Origin of the sequence: Marinilactibacillus kalidii, assembly GCF_017599325.1 — a bacterium.
Classification (GTDB): domain Bacteria; phylum Bacillota; class Bacilli; order Lactobacillales; family Carnobacteriaceae_A; genus Marinilactibacillus; species Marinilactibacillus kalidii.
In genome coordinates this window covers 99654-118379 of the sequence record NZ_JAGFVM010000044.1, presented here as the reverse complement: position 1 = coordinate 118379, position 18726 = coordinate 99654, and the positions used below count along the sequence as shown (strand labels likewise).

The 18726-nt window shown below is 38.5% G+C and carries 17 protein-coding genes; 9 read left to right on the top strand and 8 right to left on the bottom strand.

Annotated elements, in window-relative coordinates; translation table 11 throughout:
- Positions 1–80 precede the first annotated feature (80 nt).
- The 3 genes from J5J05_RS12905 to J5J05_RS11315 form a co-directional block, all read right to left on the bottom strand.
- Complete coding sequence (locus J5J05_RS12905; protein ID WP_208560791.1) at positions 81–530, bottom strand: transposase; 450 nt, start codon at positions 528–530, stop codon at positions 81–83.
- Positions 521–1390, bottom strand: a complete 870-nt coding sequence (locus J5J05_RS12900; protein ID WP_208560772.1) for an ISL3 family transposase — start codon at positions 1388–1390, stop codon at positions 521–523. Before J5J05_RS12900 ends, J5J05_RS12905 begins: the two co-directional genes overlap by 10 nt.
- Before the next feature lie 167 nt (positions 1391–1557).
- Entirely contained in the window at positions 1558–2889 is a 1332-nt protein-coding gene (locus J5J05_RS11315; protein WP_208560771.1) for a dihydrolipoyl dehydrogenase family protein, read from the bottom strand.
- A gap of 216 nt (positions 2890–3105) precedes the next feature.
- Between J5J05_RS11315 and J5J05_RS11310 the strand changes: the two genes are divergently transcribed.
- Together J5J05_RS11310 and J5J05_RS11305 are read left to right on the top strand one after the other, a co-directional pair.
- A complete protein-coding gene (locus tag J5J05_RS11310; protein ID WP_208560770.1) occupies positions 3106–3990 on the top strand; it encodes an AbaSI family restriction endonuclease in 885 nt (294 codons plus the stop codon).
- 38 nt (positions 3991–4028) lie between these two features.
- Positions 4029–4337, top strand: a complete 309-nt coding sequence (locus J5J05_RS11305; RefSeq protein ID WP_208560769.1) for an MGMT family protein — start codon at positions 4029–4031, stop codon at positions 4335–4337.
- Between the two features lie 287 nt (positions 4338–4624).
- Here J5J05_RS11305 and fabV read toward each other — a convergent pair whose 3' ends face one another.
- Positions 4625–5821, bottom strand: coding sequence for an enoyl-ACP reductase FabV (gene fabV / locus J5J05_RS11300; RefSeq protein WP_208560768.1), 1197 nt, complete (start codon positions 5819–5821; stop codon positions 4625–4627).
- Positions 5822–6002: 181 nt separating this feature from the next.
- On the opposite strand from fabV, the gene gloB reads away from it, so the two are divergent.
- The 5 genes from gloB (at position 6003) to J5J05_RS11275 (ending at position 10746) form a co-directional block, all read left to right on the top strand.
- Positions 6003–6707, top strand: a complete 705-nt coding sequence (gene gloB, locus J5J05_RS11295; RefSeq protein WP_208560767.1) for a hydroxyacylglutathione hydrolase — start codon at positions 6003–6005, stop codon at positions 6705–6707.
- Between the two features lie 308 nt (positions 6708–7015).
- Complete coding sequence (locus J5J05_RS11290) at positions 7016–7879, top strand: helix-turn-helix domain-containing protein (RefSeq protein WP_208560790.1); 864 nt, start codon at positions 7016–7018, stop codon at positions 7877–7879.
- A gap of 23 nt (positions 7880–7902) precedes the next feature.
- Positions 7903–8874 (top strand): FAD:protein FMN transferase, encoded by a 972-nt coding sequence (locus tag J5J05_RS11285; RefSeq protein WP_244244727.1) that lies wholly within the window; start codon positions 7903–7905, stop codon positions 8872–8874.
- On the top strand, positions 8871–9479 hold the full coding sequence (locus J5J05_RS11280; protein ID WP_208560766.1) for an NADPH-dependent FMN reductase: 609 nt from the start codon (positions 8871–8873) through the stop codon (positions 9477–9479). The genes J5J05_RS11285 and J5J05_RS11280 overlap by 4 nt, the downstream gene beginning before the upstream one ends.
- 16 nt (positions 9480–9495) lie before the next feature.
- On the top strand, positions 9496–10746 hold the full coding sequence (locus J5J05_RS11275) for an NAD(P)H-dependent oxidoreductase (protein ID WP_208560788.1): 1251 nt from the start codon (positions 9496–9498) through the stop codon (positions 10744–10746).
- A gap of 106 nt (positions 10747–10852) precedes the next feature.
- Here the strand turns inward: J5J05_RS11275 and J5J05_RS11270 are convergent, their stop codons facing one another.
- A complete protein-coding gene (locus J5J05_RS11270) occupies positions 10853–11593 on the bottom strand; it encodes an ABC transporter permease (protein ID WP_208560765.1) in 741 nt (246 codons plus the stop codon).
- Positions 11593–12303, bottom strand: coding sequence for an ATP-binding cassette domain-containing protein (locus tag J5J05_RS11265; protein WP_208560764.1), 711 nt, complete (start codon positions 12301–12303; stop codon positions 11593–11595). Before J5J05_RS11265 ends, J5J05_RS11270 begins: the two co-directional genes overlap by 1 nt.
- A gap of 86 nt (positions 12304–12389) precedes the next feature.
- Here J5J05_RS11265 and J5J05_RS11260 point away from each other — a divergent pair, with 86 nt between their 5' ends.
- The gene (locus J5J05_RS11260; protein WP_208560763.1) at positions 12390–13136 is read left to right on the top strand and encodes a polysaccharide deacetylase family protein; all 747 of its coding nucleotides are present in this window, start codon (positions 12390–12392) and stop codon (positions 13134–13136) included.
- The gene (locus tag J5J05_RS11255; RefSeq protein WP_208560762.1) at positions 13133–14089 is read left to right on the top strand and encodes an ABC transporter substrate-binding protein; all 957 of its coding nucleotides are present in this window, start codon (positions 13133–13135) and stop codon (positions 14087–14089) included. Before J5J05_RS11260 ends, J5J05_RS11255 begins: the two co-directional genes overlap by 4 nt.
- A gap of 55 nt (positions 14090–14144) precedes the next feature.
- On the opposite strand, the gene J5J05_RS11250 is transcribed toward J5J05_RS11255, so the two are convergent.
- Together J5J05_RS11250 and J5J05_RS11245 are read right to left on the bottom strand one after the other, a co-directional pair.
- Complete coding sequence (locus J5J05_RS11250; RefSeq protein ID WP_208560761.1) at positions 14145–16514, bottom strand: phage tail tape measure protein; 2370 nt, start codon at positions 16512–16514, stop codon at positions 14145–14147.
- Positions 16511–18598 (bottom strand): efflux RND transporter permease subunit, encoded by a 2088-nt coding sequence (locus J5J05_RS11245; RefSeq protein WP_208560760.1) that lies wholly within the window; start codon positions 18596–18598, stop codon positions 16511–16513. The genes J5J05_RS11250 and J5J05_RS11245 overlap by 4 nt, the downstream gene beginning before the upstream one ends.
- Positions 18599–18726 lie beyond the last annotated feature (128 nt).

Here is an 18726-nt window from a genome sequence, read left to right as displayed (position 1 = left end):
GAGAAACGATGCTTTTATTTGGGCTCTGTGTCAAATAGATGTTGGTAACATCAGTTACCTTTAAGAAGATTCTATCGAATTTATTCGATAGGTCTTCTTTTTTTATTTTTAGGTTTCATTTTCAGTGAAAGAACGAGACGATTTCTAAAAGAATTAAAACTGATAAAGCCATAGGCTGTTCTTTTGATATTTTTCACTTTATTATTGGAGCCTTCCAGTGGACCATTAGAGTAATTATAAAGAAACGCTGTTTCAATATGACCTTCTTCTAAGTGATAATTCAACGTTCGCTGACTGACCTTCATCAAGTTATGGTATTCAAAAGATGTCTCTTGTAATGTATTTCGAAATTGAGTATAGTTCTTTGTTTTTAAAGCATGTAAAAGATTTTGATAGAATCGATAACTTTCTTGTAATTCGCTATTATAGGCGAGCAGCGTATCAACTATGTGCTGTTGAGTCGTTTGCCCAAAGCAAGTATAGTACTTATAATTTGTACTTGAAAGTGTCCGTTCTTCTTTTAGTAACAGGCGTCAGTGATTCTTGAATTTATTATAAATCCCTTTAGAAGGGTAACTAGAACGGTTGTATTGTTCATGATTTTAACTCTGATTCTATTCAAAGATCGATTGATCAATTGTACGATATGAAACCGATCGATAATCATTTTAGCATTCGGGAAAAGTTCTCTTATAAAGAACTCATAAGCTGCATTCATATCAATGACTACGAACTTTACCTGTTTCCTCACTTTTAATGGATACTTTTGGAAATGAAGCTTAAGATAGGCTTTTCTTCTATCAGGTAGGATATCAATGACTTCATGTGTATCGCCATCGGCGTAAATGAAACTCATAGAACCTTTCACATTCTTAACGGATTTGAACTCATCAAAGAGTAAGCAAGAAGGTAAAGACTGATATACTGGATAGTATATCTGGGCAAAATGACTGATGATACGTTTCACGGTAGTAGGCGAAACAGTGTGATCTTCTGCAATATACTTCTTCGAAAGGTCTTCTCCTGATTGAAATCCGATGTGCTGCTTAACTTTTCTGGAAATAAAGCAATGTTCTTCAACTTCAGAAGATCGAGCAGAAAAGGTCTGCTTACAGGATTTACAAAAGAAACGTTGTTTCTTTAAATAGAGACGCGTAGGATAGCCAGCGACATGATTCCATACAATCTTAGTCAGCTTTGATCCGTATTTAATCACTCGGTATTGAGTATTGATCGTGCCGCACTTGGGACAACCTTTTGGGGTATATGTGATTGTTCCTCTAACGATATTCGTTAGACGTCCTTTGACCGTTTCTTTTTCAATTCGAGTTAAAGTAATCGATTCATCTTGGATATTGAGCAATTTTTTGATATCATTTGTTTGAAGCAAGCGAGATTCCTCCTATAGATTTGGTGTGGTAACTATAGTCTATCAGAGAATCTCGCTTGTTTCTTTATATGCAGAAAAATAGTGCTGGCGAATTCTCACCAACACTAAATATTATAGAACCTTTATTTGCATAATCGTTCGTTTTTACATAAAATAATTGACCGGTATTAAGCGTAAAGTGAAGATAAGTCACTCGCCACAGTCGGATAAGCATAAATACGGTCAGCAACTTCCGAAGCAGGGACTTTTTGTTCAATCAATTGACTAAAGTAATTGATCAAGTTATCAGCTTCATTGTTTAAACAAGCTGCACCAACTAGTAAACCAGATTGTTTCTCTTTCACGATGATAATAGATGAAATAGGTTCGTTGGTTCTATGATAATTAAACCACCGTGTGGCATCGATGGTGGAACGTTCATGTGTATCATTGTTTTCATCGATCATCAAGCCTACTTGGGCTAATTTTGGACCTGAGAAAACGATTGTTGGGATACTGGGATAAGCAATCGGTTCAGTATCTTTTCCAGTCATGTATGAAACAACGTAATTCGCTTCAAATGTACACACAGGTGTCAATTTCGGCTGAGGCTTAGATAAGATATCGCCGATAGCAAAAACCGCTAGATTACTTGTCTGAAGGTGATTATTGACGGTGATACCTTTTTTGTCATATTCAATACCAGCATTTTCTAGTTCAAGTGTTTCTATATTAGGAATTCTTCCTGTTGTACAAAAAACTAAATCTGTATTTAATTCGAAATTTGTATCATCGGTTATTGAGAACCCGATAGATGTTTTCTCGATTTTAGTAATGTCTACGTTGTAATGGAATTGAACACCTTTATTTTCTAATTGTTGGACTAATTGATCAACAAGTTCTTTATCAAAATCTTTAAGCGGTTTATCGTTATGTTGTATAACGTGTACTCTTGCGCCAGCAGCATTGGCAATAGCCGCGAATTCAAACGCGATATAGCCACCACCCACTAAAGTGATGGTATCAGGCATTTCAGGCAGAGACAAAAAGTCTTCGCTCGTTAGAAAATGCTCTTTTCCTTCAATGTCCAATATCGAAGGACGTGCGCCAGCCGCAATGATAAAGTGATCTGCTTTTAGTTCATTGCCATTCACTGCTAAGTGGGTTTCATCTACAAATGCCGCCTTACCAGTAAAGGTTTCTACTCCAGATGATTCGAGGCTACCTTTCATTTGGTCAGGCACTGGGGAAGTGAAGGTTTCTTTGAATGCCATCAGTTCTGGCCAGTTTACTTTCGGTACTGTATTTAGTCCTTTTCCTTGGAGCTGGTTGATGTGGTCGCGTGCTTCAACCGCTGAGACAAGTACTTTTTTTGGATCGCAACCACGGTTTGGACAAGTGCCGCCCCATAAATCTCCTTCAATAATAGCCACACGTTTTCCTTCCGCCGCTAAACTAGAAGCAGTGCCCATTCCTGAAACCCCACTACCAATGACAATAACATCAAATTCTTTTACCATGTTCCTATCTCCTTTATCTTATGTTTTCCATTAACAATCTGCATGTTAGTTTTAACACAGAAAGTGAGATAGAGAAAATGAAAGAACCTAGCGTACTCTTTTTGAATATAAAGTTGGTTTGCAACCGTCTGTATAAGTGAAGTATTATGGTATAAAAGCGTCATCAATTCTAATAGATAATTGAAAGCTGGTTTTGTGATTGTAAAGGTGGAAAAAATGGATAAAGTAACGTACTTGATCAAGACATTTTCGCGTACAAAGCGGAAAGATTATGAGAACTACATATTGAATGCTTTATGGCAAAGAATAGATTGCTTGAATATTCGTCCAGTGACGCAGCAATATGTGAGAGTCAGTGCAGATAAGTACTATTTGATTGATTTGTTTTTCCCGCAGATCAATATGGGCATAGAAGTAGACGAAGCTTTTCATAAAAAGACGATTGAATCTGATTTAAAAAGGGTATTAACGATGGAACAGAAATTGTCTGCCGTTCGAGAAGATCGTTTGTTTGAAGTGAAAAGAATAGATGCAACGTTACCCTTACAAGCTTTGACAGAAAGAATACAGGATGTTGCTGAAGAAATAAAAGCAAAAATTATAGCATACGATATCAAAAAGTGGGACACAGATGTATCGGTCAAAGAATGGATTGAAAAAAATGGCTTCTTATCTATCGACGACTTTTATCGCTTTCGATTGATAACGGATGTAGCGAATCAATTATTTTTTAAAAAATACAAAGGCTATCAGCAAGCAGGTTTTAATATGACCGTGGCGGATAAATCGGTAGAGGTATGGTTTCCGACAATTTCCACTGGGGAAAAGGAAGAGCACAATCAGTGGTTAAATTATCTCGACGATTCATGGTGTGTTCTCACAGAGAAAAATATTCGGCAAGACGGCAAAGCTGCTTATCATGATGTGGGAGAATTAAGAATCGTCTTTGCGAAAATTAGAGATCATTTTGGAAAGTTCAGCTATAGATATATCGGTAATTTTAAGCTAGATAGTATCTCGGCCGATTTAAAGATACGTAAATATACGAAAATCAGTGAAAAAGTGTATATCGATTATAAGAAAGAAACAATCACAATATAAAAGTAAGAACGACTTTGTTAATTGGAAAGGAAGAATGGATGAGTCGAGTATTAAATGAAGCATTGATCTATGAGGTTTTGTCAGTCGTTGATGAGATTCCAGAAGGAAAAGTAGCGACATATGGTCAGATTGCCAGACTGATTGGTAGAGAAAAAAATGCACGTCTCGTTGGAAGAGTATTGAGTATGTCAGAATTTTACGGGAGTTATCCGTGTCATAGAGTAGTGAATCATGCAGGTAGGTTGGCACCTGGATGGAAAGAACAGCGAGGACTGCTAGAAGCTGAAGATGTACCGATGAAAAATGAAATACAGGTCGAGCTGAAAGTTTGTCGTTGGGAAGAGTAATCGCAAGGACTAGAAAAGTGGCGAAGACATAAATTTCTTAAAGTTTTTAACTACAGAGAAACCACTGAGAGAATTGTAAAAGTGCAATTCTCTCAGTGGTTCTTCTTGTTTTATGTTATTTAAATGATGGATACGTTAAAAAGAGATCTATTCGTACGTAAGAGTCGAACGCAAACGTCTGATGCGTTCGAAAACTACTTCGATAATCCCTAAATTTCAAACGCATACTTCAAATAGGTTAGAAACCAAAAAAAGAGGCGGAGACTTTTGTCCCGGCCTCTTTCAACTTAATAGTCTAGTGCTTTTAGTTCTTCTAAAGTAACGTCTTGTTCTGTATAGTTGTCTACCATAAAGCCACTTAAGTTCGAAAACTCTTTGTAAAATAGATCGTAAGCTGTTTTGTCAGAATTGAAGTTATCTTCATTTAATTGCATGATCAATTCTTTCGTTTTAGCTTGTGTATCGCTATCTAATTCCCAGCTGTCTGGTCTCAGACGTCCTGCGTCATCATACTCAGGATTGTTACCGTAGATCATATCACGGTAAATACGGTCTTGATGCATGATAGGTGTTTCGTGGGTGCCTTTTTCTTCCATGACTTTGTATAGTCCAATACAGTAAACCGGGAAGAAAGGAATCACAGAACTTGCTTTTGTTGTTACAGCAGTCGCAACGACAATGAGTGCTTTACCATTGATATCAGTCAGCAGGTTGTTGATGTTTTCAGCTTTCTCATCGCAGTCTGCTTTAGCTTGTCCGAGTGTACCACCACCATAGTAAGGGTGATTCAATTCTGTACCAAGGTAAGAATAGTTCGTTGTCAGAACATTGTCCGAAAGCACACCAGCTTCTTTTAATGCGCGCATCCATAGTTCCCAGTCTTCGCCACCCATAACTTTAACGGTATCAGCGATTTCTTGGTCAGTTGCAGGATCAAGTGTTTCAGTGTAAAAAGATTGTTCTTGCATATTGATGTTTGGTCCAACGACAGGCTCACCGATGGCTTTAATAGAGGATGTATATGTTTCTTTCGTATCTGGATCTGTTCTACGGCCACTCGCTAGACTGTAAACAACTAAGTCAACTTTTCCGCCAAATTCATTTTTAATGTAATCAATCACTTCTTGTTTACTTTCATGACTGAAAGCATCTTGCACGAAATTTTTCGCAACGAGTCCTTCTTTTTCAGCCGCTTCTTTGAATGCAATGTTATTGTACCAGCCAGCCGTTCCTAGAGAACGGGCACTTTTGGGTCCTTTCTCAAAAGAGACACCAATCGTATCTGCACCAGCACCGAAAGCCAAGCTGATTCTTGTTGCCAAGCCGTAGCTTGATGAAGCACCGATAATCAATACTTTTTTAGGAGCTTCATAGGTTCCTTGTTTTTTTACATAATTGATTTGATTTTGTACTTCTTGTTTAAGTCCGACTGGGTTGATCCCTAAGGCAACATTTCCTCGGATATTTTGTTTGAATTCCAACATTCATTCTTTCCCCCATTAACTTTTTTATAGTTCTATCATATCAGAAAAATCGTGATTGGGAGAACTTACTTATAAAAAAATAAATAACTTTTCGTATAGGATAAAGAGCGTGTTCATTGCAGTTCAATAGTAGAAACAGCTATACTTCAAGAGTAAGCAATTAGACAAAGGGGCGATAATTATGATGGTTCAACCCATTACAGCATTATCTGACAACTATATCTGGGTCATGGAAGAAGGAAGCAGAGCGGTTGTTGTGGATCCAGGGGAATCTGCTAAGGTGTTAGGGTATTTGAAAGAAAATGAATTGACGTTAGAAGCTATTTTACTGACACATGAGCATGATGATCATATTGGTGGTGTTAAAGCGGTATTAGCCGATTATCCAGATGCGCCGGTTTATGGTCCGAAAGAAACGAAACCATTAAACACAGAGACAGTAGAAGATGGTGATACGTTTGAGGTGTTGGATCAAACGGTGCAAGTCTTTAAAACAGCTGGTCATTCCACAGAACATATCAGCTTCTTGATAGGTAGTGCTTTATTCTCTGGGGATGCCTTGTTCTCAGGTGGTTGTGGACGTGTGTTTACAGGAGACTATCAGGCACAATATGACGCGTTACAAGTGTTTAATCAGCTAGATGAGGGTGTATCGGTATATGCCGGTCATGAATATACGCTGACCAACTTACGATTCGCACAGAGTATAGATAAAGAAAACGAGTCGATTGCAGAAGAATTAGAACAAGTGAAAGCGTTGAGAGAAAGAGAGATGCCAACGTTGCCGTCAACGATCGGAAAAGAAAAACGAATCAACTTGTTCTTAAAAGCAGATTCAGTAGAAGCGTTTACCGACTTGAGAAATCAGCGAGATGATTTCAGTTAGAATCAGAAAGTGATTACCACTATATAGTTTTACCTTAAGAAAAAACTATTTTATGAAGATAAGCGTGTACTGATGACAGCAGTGCACGCTTATCTTTTTTTGTTGTATCTTGTATCTCCAACTATACATTAGAAAAACTAGCTATTTTCACAAAGTGTCCAAATATGATGAAAAAATTATATACGATTTTATATCAAGCATTGACGGTATTATATGAGATGTGTATAATTTTAACTATATTGATTGTGAAAACGAACACAATTAAGGTCGGTAATACCTTAGACGCCTGTCGTAAAGGGGAGATGAATATGCATATTGAGCGATTTATAGCTGCACGCAAACAAAAAGGACTTTCACAATATGAATTAGCTGAAGGTATTTGTACGCAAGCTACTTTAAGTCGGTTTGAAAATAACGCTCACGTTCCTAATCTTAAGATATTAAATAAGTTATGCAACAAATTAGATTTACCACTGGGGGAATTATTCCCGAAAGTAGGCGTAGCGTACACTGAGGTTACCACGAAAATGAATCAAGCAGAGTTTTATCTCATCACAAGTGAATATCAGAAAGCTTCGGATTTATTGGAGACCATTGAGATTGACCAATATGAAGAACCTGGATTGTGCGCAAGATACTTATACATTAAAGGGTTTTTGGCTATTTTTAGAAATGAACCGCTGATCGATAACTTGTTTATTTTTGACCAATTACTAACGGAAAAGGACTGCGCAGATGCTGGAATCTTTCAGTTATTAGCTTATACCGGTATTGGTATGATTTATGCACGAGAAAAAGACCAAGTGAAAGCAGAATTTTACTTTAGTAAGGTACTGGAACAGATTTATGCATATCCGACGAAAAAGATGGAAGACACTTGGCGCGTTCTACATATCGTATTTGAGTGTGGTGTGTTTTATGCTGATGTAGGAGAATTAGAAATCAGTAACGCTTTGTTGAATTATGCTATCTCTATTTGCTCAGATAATCACGTAACTTATTATTTAGCTAGAGCGGCTATCCAGTTGGCAAAGAATGCAATCGTATTGAATCGTCCGAAAGCAGAGATCTTAGGCTTGATTTACGATGCCAGAGCATACTCTAAAGTGAACCGAAACCAAGTAGGATTAGCTGTGTTAGCAGATATGGAAAAAAGTTTAGAGCATACCTGAGGACGGATAGGAGTTGAGTAAGGATGTATATGGAGCAAAAAACCGTCCGGATGATGGGTACGATCATTGAGATACAAATCCAACATGAGTCGGCGAGCCAGTTGGTTCAAGAAGTGATTGCATTACTGAGTATGTATGAGCGACGGTTCAGTGCAAATGATGCTAATTCAGAACTGATGAAAGTAAACCTAAATGCTGGAAAGCAAGCCGTTATTGTACATCCGGAACTCTATGAGCTGATTGAAATCGGCAAAGAACATAGTTGTGCATCAGATAGTTTGATGAATATCGCTATCGGACCACTAGTGCAAACTTGGAGAATTGGATTCGATGATGCAAAAGTTCCCTCTGACGATGATGTGCAAGATTTATTGAGAAAAACAGATCCTGAAAAAATCCGTTTGAATCCAGAAAACGGATCGATATTTCTTGAAGAAACAGGTATGTTGATCGATTTGGGGGCACTGGCGAAGGGATACATTGCGGATCGAATCGTCCAGTATTTAAAAGCCCAAGGTGTGAAGACGGCTTTGATTAATCTAGGTGGAAATTTGGTAGGTATCGGTCCAGGTGATGATGATGAAAGAACAAGTTTTAAAATTGGTATACAAGATCCGAATCAATCTAGACAACATTATCAAGCAGTGCTAGATGTAGTTGATCAGTCTGTCGTAACGTCCGGTATTTATATCAGAAAGCTAGAGAATCAGCAGCGGACGTATCATCATATCTTAGATCCGAAAACCGGGTATCCTGTAGAAACAGATGTAGCGAGCCTAACGATTCGCTCTACGAAATCAGTGGATGGCGAAATATGGACGACGCGACTCTTTGGTAAGTGTGCATCAGATGTGATCCAGACACTGAATGGTGTGCCCGGTGTTGAGGGGCTTGTGATCACTAAATCAGGAGACGTTTTGTATGCGATGAATAACGTGTTGAATGTGAGTGGGAAGATCAATAAAACAGCAAGTGGAGAGGAAGAAAATAAATGAAAAAATTGATTGGATTAGTAGGAACCAATTCGACAGCATCAACGAATCGTCAGCTACTTCAGTTTATGCAGCAACACTTTTCAGAAAGAGCAGAGATCGAGTTAGTGGAAATCAAAGCATTACCCGTATTCAACAAACCGGAATCGAAAGAGTTACCTGAATCAGTTAAAGCATTGGCAGAAAAAATTGAAGCAGCTGATGGTGTGATGATTAGTACACCAGAATATAATCATTCTGCACCGGCAGTCTTGATCAATGCACTGAACTGGTTGTCTTATGGTATTTACCCATTTGTTGATAAGCCAGTGATGATAACAGGCGCTTCATATGGAACATTAGGATCTTCAAGAGCACAAATGCACCTAAGACAGATCTTAGATGCACCAGAGTTGAAAGCACGAATCATGCCAAGCTCGGAGTTTTTACTTAGTCATTCTTTACAAGCGTTTGATGATGAAAATAAATTGGTTTCAAAAGAAAAAATTGAAAAGTTAGAAGGTTTATTCGAAGATTTTCTGACATTCGTCGACATTATCAATCAATTGAACCATGCGCATGAAATCAATAAAAAAGAAGCAGAAAACTTCTCATGGGAAAGGGTTTGAATAAAGAATGAGTAAAATGAATATCGTCGGTATCGTTGGGTCAAACGCAGAAGTTTCATACAATAGAACGTTATTACAGTATATCAAAAGACAATTCCAAGGTATGTTTAATTTAGAATTAGTTGAAATCAAAGATGTACCGATGTTTAACCAAAGTGATGATCAAACAGATAGCCAAGAGATTCAATCGATTCATCACAAAATTCTTCAAGCGGATGGTGTCATTATTGCGACACCAGAGCATAATCATACTATTCCAGCAGCACTAAAAAGTCTGTTAGAATGGTTGTCATTCAAAGTACATTCATTTGAAGAGAAACCGGTCATGATTGTTGGTGCATCTTACTATGATCAAGGCTCTTCCAGAGCGCAAATGCACTTAAGACAAATTCTGAACGCACCTGGTGTCAATGCGATCGTTATGCCAGGAAATGAGTTTTTATTAGGAAAAGTAAAAGAAGCATTTAATGAAGAGGGGAACCTGATCGACCATGAAACGATTGTGTTTCTCGGTAGCTGTCTAGCTAAATTTACACAATTTATTCAAATGGTTTTAGCCATGGAAGCCGCTGAACAGTCAGAACCGGAACCAGAAGATCTATACGCAACTGGAAAAATCGATACGACGATCGAAGGTGTTGATATGGATGCGGATGACTGGCTCGAACAAGCGGCAGAAGCGGTCAACGCGGTTGAAGGAAATACTTATGTCAAATTGGATAGAGGTCTATTGACCGTTGATCAGTTGAATTATTTCCTATCCTCTATGCCAATGGAATTAACTTATGCCGATAGTAATAATCAATTCCTTTACTATAACCACACACTTCCAGGTAGTGAAATGTTAGCTTCTAGGGTACTAGGACAGGTAGGAAATCCATTAGCAAATTGCCATCCAAAAGCGGCGTTCAAAAATGTAGAGTGGGTGATTCAACAATTACGTTCTGGTGCAGTAGATGCAGTACGGGTAAATGTACCGACACATGGCCCAGATAAATATGTCGTCCATAATTATCAAGCGATGCACGATAAAGAAGGGAACTACGTAGGCATCAATGAATATATCTTAGACTTTAAACCAATCATTGACTGGTACTTGAAACAAACTGGTCAGACCTTGGCTGGTGGTGTAGAAGTAGATGGGATGACAGGTGCTTCAGTGAAAGAAGCAGATAAACATGTCGAAGCAGTGTCCGGTGCTTCTGCTAAAGAAGATGCTGTTGAAGTTTCTGTTGATGCCATGTCCGGTGCATCAGCTAAAGGATAAGCACAATCAGATTTTTATCAGAAACCGAAAAAGATCGGTCATACCCTAACGTTAAGGGATGACCGATCTTCTTTCGTATTCAGGACGTAAAGCGATAGTCAATCAGCTAACTACGATAAGAAAATCGTTCTAAAAAATCAATGACTTGAAAGAATAGAAACCCTAAAAGGGCAATACAGAAGATACCTGAAAACATTTCTACGTAATCCATCTTGGTCCACGAGCTGAGTATAAGATAACCTAGGCCATATTGAGTAGCATAATTTTCTGCAAAAAATAAAGAAGCTAGGGCAATACCGATACTTGTCCGTAAACTAACTAAGATATGAGGAAAGACAGCTGGCAGCATCAAATAATAAATACGCTGCCAAGTACTAGCATGGAAATTGGTCATTGTTTTCTGGTAGTTCTTAGGAATTCTATTAGCGCCGTCTCTAACCAAAACAATCATTTGTAAAACAATAATGGAGAATAATAATAGAATTTTAGAAAAATCACCTAATCCCCAAAACAACATGAGGACAGGCAAGAGTGCAACTTTTGGTAACGGATATAAAAAATAAAGTAAGGGAGAAATGATCCGATCCAATTGAGGATAAGTGCTTAATAAGATTCCTGTAGGAACGCCTACAATAATAGAAAAAAACAATGCTGCTAGAATGCGTAGCGTACTCGCTGAAGTATGTAAGAAAAGGACTTCTTTGGTTGTCCACATGTTAGAAATTGTCACTAATGGGTCTGGAATCGCGTGGTTTTGGGAGACAAAGTAAATGAGATACCAAACGCCTAAGTAAGAAAGAATCCCTAAAGATAAAGAACGAAAAAAAGATGAACGATATTGATTCATTAGGTGCGTACCTGCTTTCTCATTTCGATACAAAATTGATAAAACGCCACATCGTTTCGTCGATCATGAAGATGAGTGGTTGGATTATGGAATAACTGCAACTGTTGGTCTTTAAGCAAGAGAATTTCTTGTCCAAGGTAGACAGCTTCTTCAATGTCGTGTGTGACGACTATCATCATATGACCTCTTTTTTTCTGTTCTTTTAACAAAATTTCTTGAATCTCTTCTTTTGCTTCTTGATCTAGTGAAGAAGTCGGCTCGTCGAGTAATAGTACTTTAGGCTGCATAGCTAGACCTTGCCCTATCGCTACACGCTGTACTTGCCCACCACTTAACATGGGGATTTTTCTAGATAATAAATCTTCAAGAGAAAGTTCTTCGGCCAATGCCATTATTTTGTTAGTCCGTTTACTTACGGGATATTTCGTAATCTTCAACGGTAGTTCCAAAGTATCCGAGACGGTAGACCATGGGAAAAGCTGATTCTTCTGAAAAACAGTTACAATATCCGTAACCGATAAGTGTTGATACTGAATTACGCCATTAGTAGGTTCTGATGACTTTTTTAATAAATCTAAAAGCGTACTTTTTCCAGTTCCAGATGGTCCCAGAAGTGTATAAATTGTATTTTCTTTAAATGTGAAGTCGATATTGTGAAATAGAAGGTTATCTTCATATTCGAAATGTACATTTTTCAATTGAATACTCATTCAATAAATGATCCTTTCCTTAAATCGGTTAGTGTAATTATACACAAATATGCTATAATATAAAAGTTCGGAAGGAGAATATTAAGATGTTTACAACACTTTTATATCATGAAATTTTACCGTGTGAAGAAATCCTATCAGTACCAAGACCTATATCTGTGGCAGATGGATACGAAGACGCATTACCTACAGTGTTATACAACAGTTACGAATGTTTTTGTGAACAAATGAACTATTTGATTCAAGAGCACTATCATTTTTTAACACTTAAGGAAGTAAAAAATTATTATAAAAATAGTTTTAACCTACCTAAAAAAGCCGTACTGATTACTTTTGATGATTGTTTTCAATCGCAAATGAAGTATGCTTATCCATTTTTAAAGGATAAAGGTATCCCTGCGGTTTCTTTTGAAGCAGCTGGCTGGGTATTTGATCATCCGCAACCTTATGAGCAATCGCTATCAAAAACATTGAGTTTCCCAGAATTAAAACAAATGAAGGACGTCTTTACGTACGCAAACCATTCTTACCACTTTCATCAACGTAGTGGAAGGGAACGAAGCCGAATCATGTGGGAATCGAAAGCGGCATTTATAGAAGATGTCAATAAATGTAATGACTATGTACAGGAAAAGGACGTCTACGCTTATCCATTTGGTTTGTACAATAAGGAAAATGTAGAAACCTTAACTGAGCTTGGTTTTACATTAGCTTTTACAACGGTTCCTGGTATCAATACAAAAAAAACGAACCCACTTGAATTGCATCGGGAAGTTATCCCGGAAGGCTTGTCGTTAGCAGCATTCAGAGAAAAGTTAGGAGAAACAGTATGAAAAAAATTACAATAGGTATGGTCTTTGCTACAATGACAATGAGTTTAGCAGCTTGTGGGAACCAAACCAGTCAAGTAGAAAACGAAGAGGAACAAGCTGTTTCGGGAGAAACGATTAAGTTTGGTATTTTACCGTCTGAATCAGCGATTCCTATTATATTAGCTAAAGAAAAGGGCTACTTTGAAGAAGAAGGAACCGTTGTAGAAATTGAATCTTTTGCATCACCTAATGACCGTAACGTAGCGATTCAAGCGCATGCAGTTGAAGGAACCATTAGTGATGTTATGACAGAGGCGACATTCAAGAAAAACGGTACAGATATGACGATTACTTCTGGTATTTTAGAAGACTTTAAAATTCTGGCATCGCCACAATCTGGCGTAAAAGAAATAAAAGAACTAGATGGAAAAACAGTAACATTAGTGCCGAACTTTATCTTAGAATATATTATGGATGAATTTGCTAATGAAGAAGATATAACTTATGAAATTGTGGATATACCTTCATTTGCAACACGTTCAGAGGCGTTACTGACAGGTGAAGTAGATGCTGCTGTCTACACAGAACCTCAAGCCAGTATGTTAGCTGCTCAAGGAGCAGTGGTATTAGGGAGTTCAAAAGCTGCTGGGTTAAATGGTGGAGCCATTCAATTTATGGACTCGTTGTTATCCGAACGTCCTCAAGATGTATCTGCTTTTTATAAAGGCTACAATAAAGCGATCGATTATATGAATGAACATCAAGCTAGTGAATATGCAGCTATCTTATCTGAGTACGCGTTCCCGGAAGCGATGAGCGATTATTTAGATCGTCAGGAAGCGTCGTATCCCTATGCGCAATCAGTAGATAAAGAGCAATTTGAAGCAATCATAGACTGGACAGTCAACAAAAATCAAATCGAAGAATCGTATACGTATGAAGCGTTAACGGATTTCAGCTATATTAAGAGATAAAACAATAAAGATAAAGAAAGCAGCGACGTTTTCGTCGCTGCTTTCTTTTGATTGGTTATCTGAATAGATCCAAGAATCGCTGCCACAAGTTCTTATGCTCTTCAGGTTGTTCAGTTGTTTTGGTTTCTTCAGTATCTTCTTGTGCACGATACTGAATGACAAATTGAACATTTTCAACTTGGTCATTGCGATCATCTACGAAAGAGTGAACAGTGTAATCTTCGTTTGTGAATGATTCGAGAGCCTCATTGATTTCTTCTTCAGTTTTGCCTGGCAAGCCACTCGTTTCTTCTCGAAGTGTCTGTGTACCATACGAAAGATCATTTGCACCATTTGCTAAGGAAGTAGCACCTGATTCGGCTTCGTCGATACCATTGGCTAGTGTATTTGTTCCGTCTACTAAGGAAAGGGAGCCAGCATAGAGTGCATTCGTACCATTGTTGAGTGTGCCGATACCATCTCTAAATGAGCGTGTTCCGCTGTGTGCTTCGCTGATACCTTGTGATAATGTAGAAGCCCCTTGATTCAAGCGTGCGGATCCGTTTGATAGTTTAGAGATACCGGATTCTAAGGCTTGCCCACCTTCAACTAGTTGAGTGGAGCCATTAGTCAACTGACGACTAGCGCTCGTTACTGAGTCCATACCATCGGATAGTTTGTCGACGCCAGCTGTATAATCTTGAATACCTTGATCAAGAGAAGCATACTGTTTAGCTAGTTCACTGACTGCTGATTGTAGAGGTGCCAATTCGTCAGGCAAAGTAGCGATACCGGTTACCACTTTTTGGATTGATGCATTAAATGCTTGGTACTGGTCAAGTAACTGTTGACTACCACTGCGCAAAGCACCATCTGTTGAGACTTGAGATTGGATACCATTAACTAGTTTTTCACTACCAGCAATATATTGGTTGTTCGCAGCCAATAGTTGCGCTGTTTGATTCAGAGAGTCGGTCAATTGATCAACAACTGACTGATCAACGACGCCTTCGTCTACAAGCGGTTGTAAGGTCTCGATATTACTTTTAAGTGCTTGGATCTTTTCTTGGGCGCTTGCGTTCTGAGCGGTAAGTTCAGATGAAGATAAGCCCGCATTGGAAAGCGTTGATTTATACTGACCGATGCTTTGATCAATTCCGCCGATGCCATCATTTATAGAAGAAATACCAGATTCAATGGCACTTGAAGCGTCTGTCAATTTGGAAATATCATTGAAAGCTAGATTGATTTCACTGACTTTAGCATCTAATGTCTGTAGTGCTTCCAAAATACTAGCTGATCCGTCCGTTAGTTGTCCAGATTTGCTGTCTAGTTGCTGTACGCCAGCTTCAATCTCAGCGAGACCACTATCCAATCCAGATAAACCTTCATTTAAGTCACTTAAACCAGTAAAGAAGGTATCCGCTTTGTTATCTAGCGTTTGGCTACCATCAGCTAGTTGTGCAGCAGACTGCGCGAAAGTTTGACTCCCCTTATCTAACGTGTTTAGACCATCTTCCAAGTCTTCTGAACGTTCATAGGCTTGGCTTGTACCGTCAGACAGCTCTTTGGTTTTGCTTGCGAATGTCTGTGTGCCATCAGCTAAGGTTTGGCTACCTCCTAGTAGTTGGCTGATCCCGTTGTTAAGGGTCACACTACCGTCATAAAGATCTTGAGAACCGTCATCAACTTTGGCGATACCGGATTCCAAATCTTCCAATGGATCTGTGAATTTAGATAGATCAAATAAATCGTCACCCAGTGATAAGCTTAGGGGTGCACCAGTGATAGACCAGTCAAGTTCTTCTAGTTGATTTGTCTCTACTGTGAAAGATAAATGGTCTTCTTCTTGCCCAGGCAGAACAGTCCATTGAACTTGTCGTTGATTCCCAGAGGTACTGATAATGCCATTTTCACTTTTCAAATCAAAATGTGTGTCTAGATCCATCGATGTACTGACTTGAAGGACATAATGATCAAAGAAGTCCATTAACTGCTCATTTTCTGTATCAGTTGGCGTAATGGAAACATCAACAGCTAACTGACCACTTTCACCAGCTGCTTGATGTGGATCAATCGTTTTTCCATCTAGCTTATACGTAAACGCTACTGACCAAGGTAATTGTTTGTCTGCAATTTCTCCTTGCGTGAAAACGCGTTTTTGGTCTGTTTGGACGCGTGCATCATCTGCCGTGTAAGTTAATGATGAGTCAGCTGAATTTAATAGATGCAAGTTATCATAGTTACCATAATCATGGAAGTCACCTGCTTGATTTAATTCAAATAAGTTTGTTACATACAGATCTTCTAAATCTCCAGACAAATCAATGGTGGAATAGACGAGTTCTTCTTTAGAAAAGTCAGCAGGTTCTGCTGCATAGACAGGAAAAGACACAGAACCGATGGCTAAATACAGTGAGCTTAATCCAATAAGTGTTTTTTTCATGATGAGTGATGTCCTTTCTTGTGTATAAAAGTTGTTTTTAACGTTAATTTTTCAATCAAAGGGTCGGTCATATAAAGCAAGATCGGTAAGCCGAAGAAGACAATGATCATAGATAAGATCGTACCTTGAGCTAGCAGATAGCCGATTTGAGCCGGTACTTGATTGGTACTGAATAGGCCGAATAAGAAACCGGCAGCGGTCATAATAGTGCCGGAGACAAGAATGCTTTCCCCAGATTTTTCAATAGAAGCGAGTAACGCTTCTTTTTTCGGTTGAAGATGGCGTTCTTCTAGATAACGGTCAGTAAGCAAAACAGCATAATCAACCGTTGCACCGAGTTGTACAGAGCTGAGGATCAAAAAGGCGATATAGAATAAAGCACTACCTCTAAAATAAGGTAACCCTAAATTGATCCAGATGGCTGCTTGAATACTGATGACTAACAAAGCTGGTAGAATCAAAGATTTAAAGGCAATCATAATAACGATCAAAATGCCGATGATCGAAGTGATATTGACGATTTTCTGATCAGCACTGATCACATCTTTGAGATCATACGTAGATACACTATCGCCGGCTAGTAAGTAATCATCACCGAATAAGTCACCCGCTTTGTCTCGAATCGTATCAATCAATTCAAAGGTTTCAGGGCTTTCTGCTGGAAGAGAGGTTTCAAGCGCCATTCTTGTATAATCTTCTGAATGGAGCATCTCGCGCGTATCTTCAGGGACGTATTGGATGGGGATAGCCCAGCCTACTTCGTTGGAATAAGCCTGTACTTCCGAAACGTCTGCTAATCCTTCCAGCGATTGAATCATTTCTTTTTCTTTTTCTTCGCTGTCATTTGGAATCATAATGGCCATTTGGTTTTTATGTCCAAAGGTTTCTTCAATCGTTTGTTTATCTTGCATGACGGTGTTGTCTTCTGGAAGCCATCTAGAATTTCCATAGTAGAAGTCATTTTGACGTTGGGCAAAGAAAAAGACGATTGCCGCCACGGCCATTAATGGAACAACGATATAACGAACTTTATAAACGAATTGCGCTAAAGGGTTTAAAGAAGGAATAAACGATTTGTGCATTGTTTTTTCTAAAATATCGGCACAGACAAGTGTCATAGCCGGTAAGAAAATAAAGACAGAAAGCAAACTCAAGATGACACCTTTTGCCAAAACGATTCCCATATCGGCACCAATACCGAATTTCATCAGGATTAAAGCTGCGAAACCGATGACAGTCGTCAAACCACTGGAGAGCACAGAGCCCAATGAATTTTTCAGCGCTTTTACCATGGCTTCTTCTTGAACAAGTCCTTCTTTGCGGTATTCTTCATAGCGATGAAGAAGGAAAATAGAATAATCGATTGAAACGCCTAGCTGTAATATTGGAAAAGCATTTTTTGTTACAAAAGAAATTTCACCTAAAAAGATATTTGAACCACTGTTGATTAGAATGGCTAAACCAATTGTTCCTAGAATCAATAAAGGTTCGATCCACGAAGAAGTGGTGAAAAGTAAAACGAAAAAGGCGACGACAACTGCTAGACTGATGGTCGTATATAAGTCTTTCGTTGTATGTTGATCCAGTTCGTAGTCTTGAATGAGTGGACCATCCATTTGTGCATCAGTCCCTACGATTGCTTCTATGCTTTCGATCATTTCGTCTCGTTTTTCGGGTTCCGTTATTTCAGTTGAGATATATAATAGTGCTTGATCATCTTGATAGTATTTATCAAGCGTCTCTTGATCCATTAAGGGTAATGGTTTTTCAAGATCCTCTTCATCGTCAAGCCACTCCACGCCGGTCACTTCACTTACTTGAGCCAGCTCATCTTTGACGTCAAGGACGCCTGTGATATCAGAGGGGGGGAGTAACACACGAATTTCTGAAGGTTGTGGTGGAAATTCATCTTCCATCACGTGAATCGCTTGTGTAGATGGGGAACTACTGGGTAAGTAATCCACCATGTCGTTATTGATACCAACGAATCTAGCTAAAAAGATGGAGATCAACCCCAAGATGCTAAACACGGTGATAATGATTTTCTTATATTTTACGATACCTCTAAATAATGCTTCCTTCATGCCTACCTACTTCTTTCATGATATTTTGACAAATGTTGAAATTTGAACTAGTGTTAATTATAAATACACATCAGTAAAGTACAACAAACAGTCATTTGGCATCTGTTCAAATTCCAACAAATAAGGAA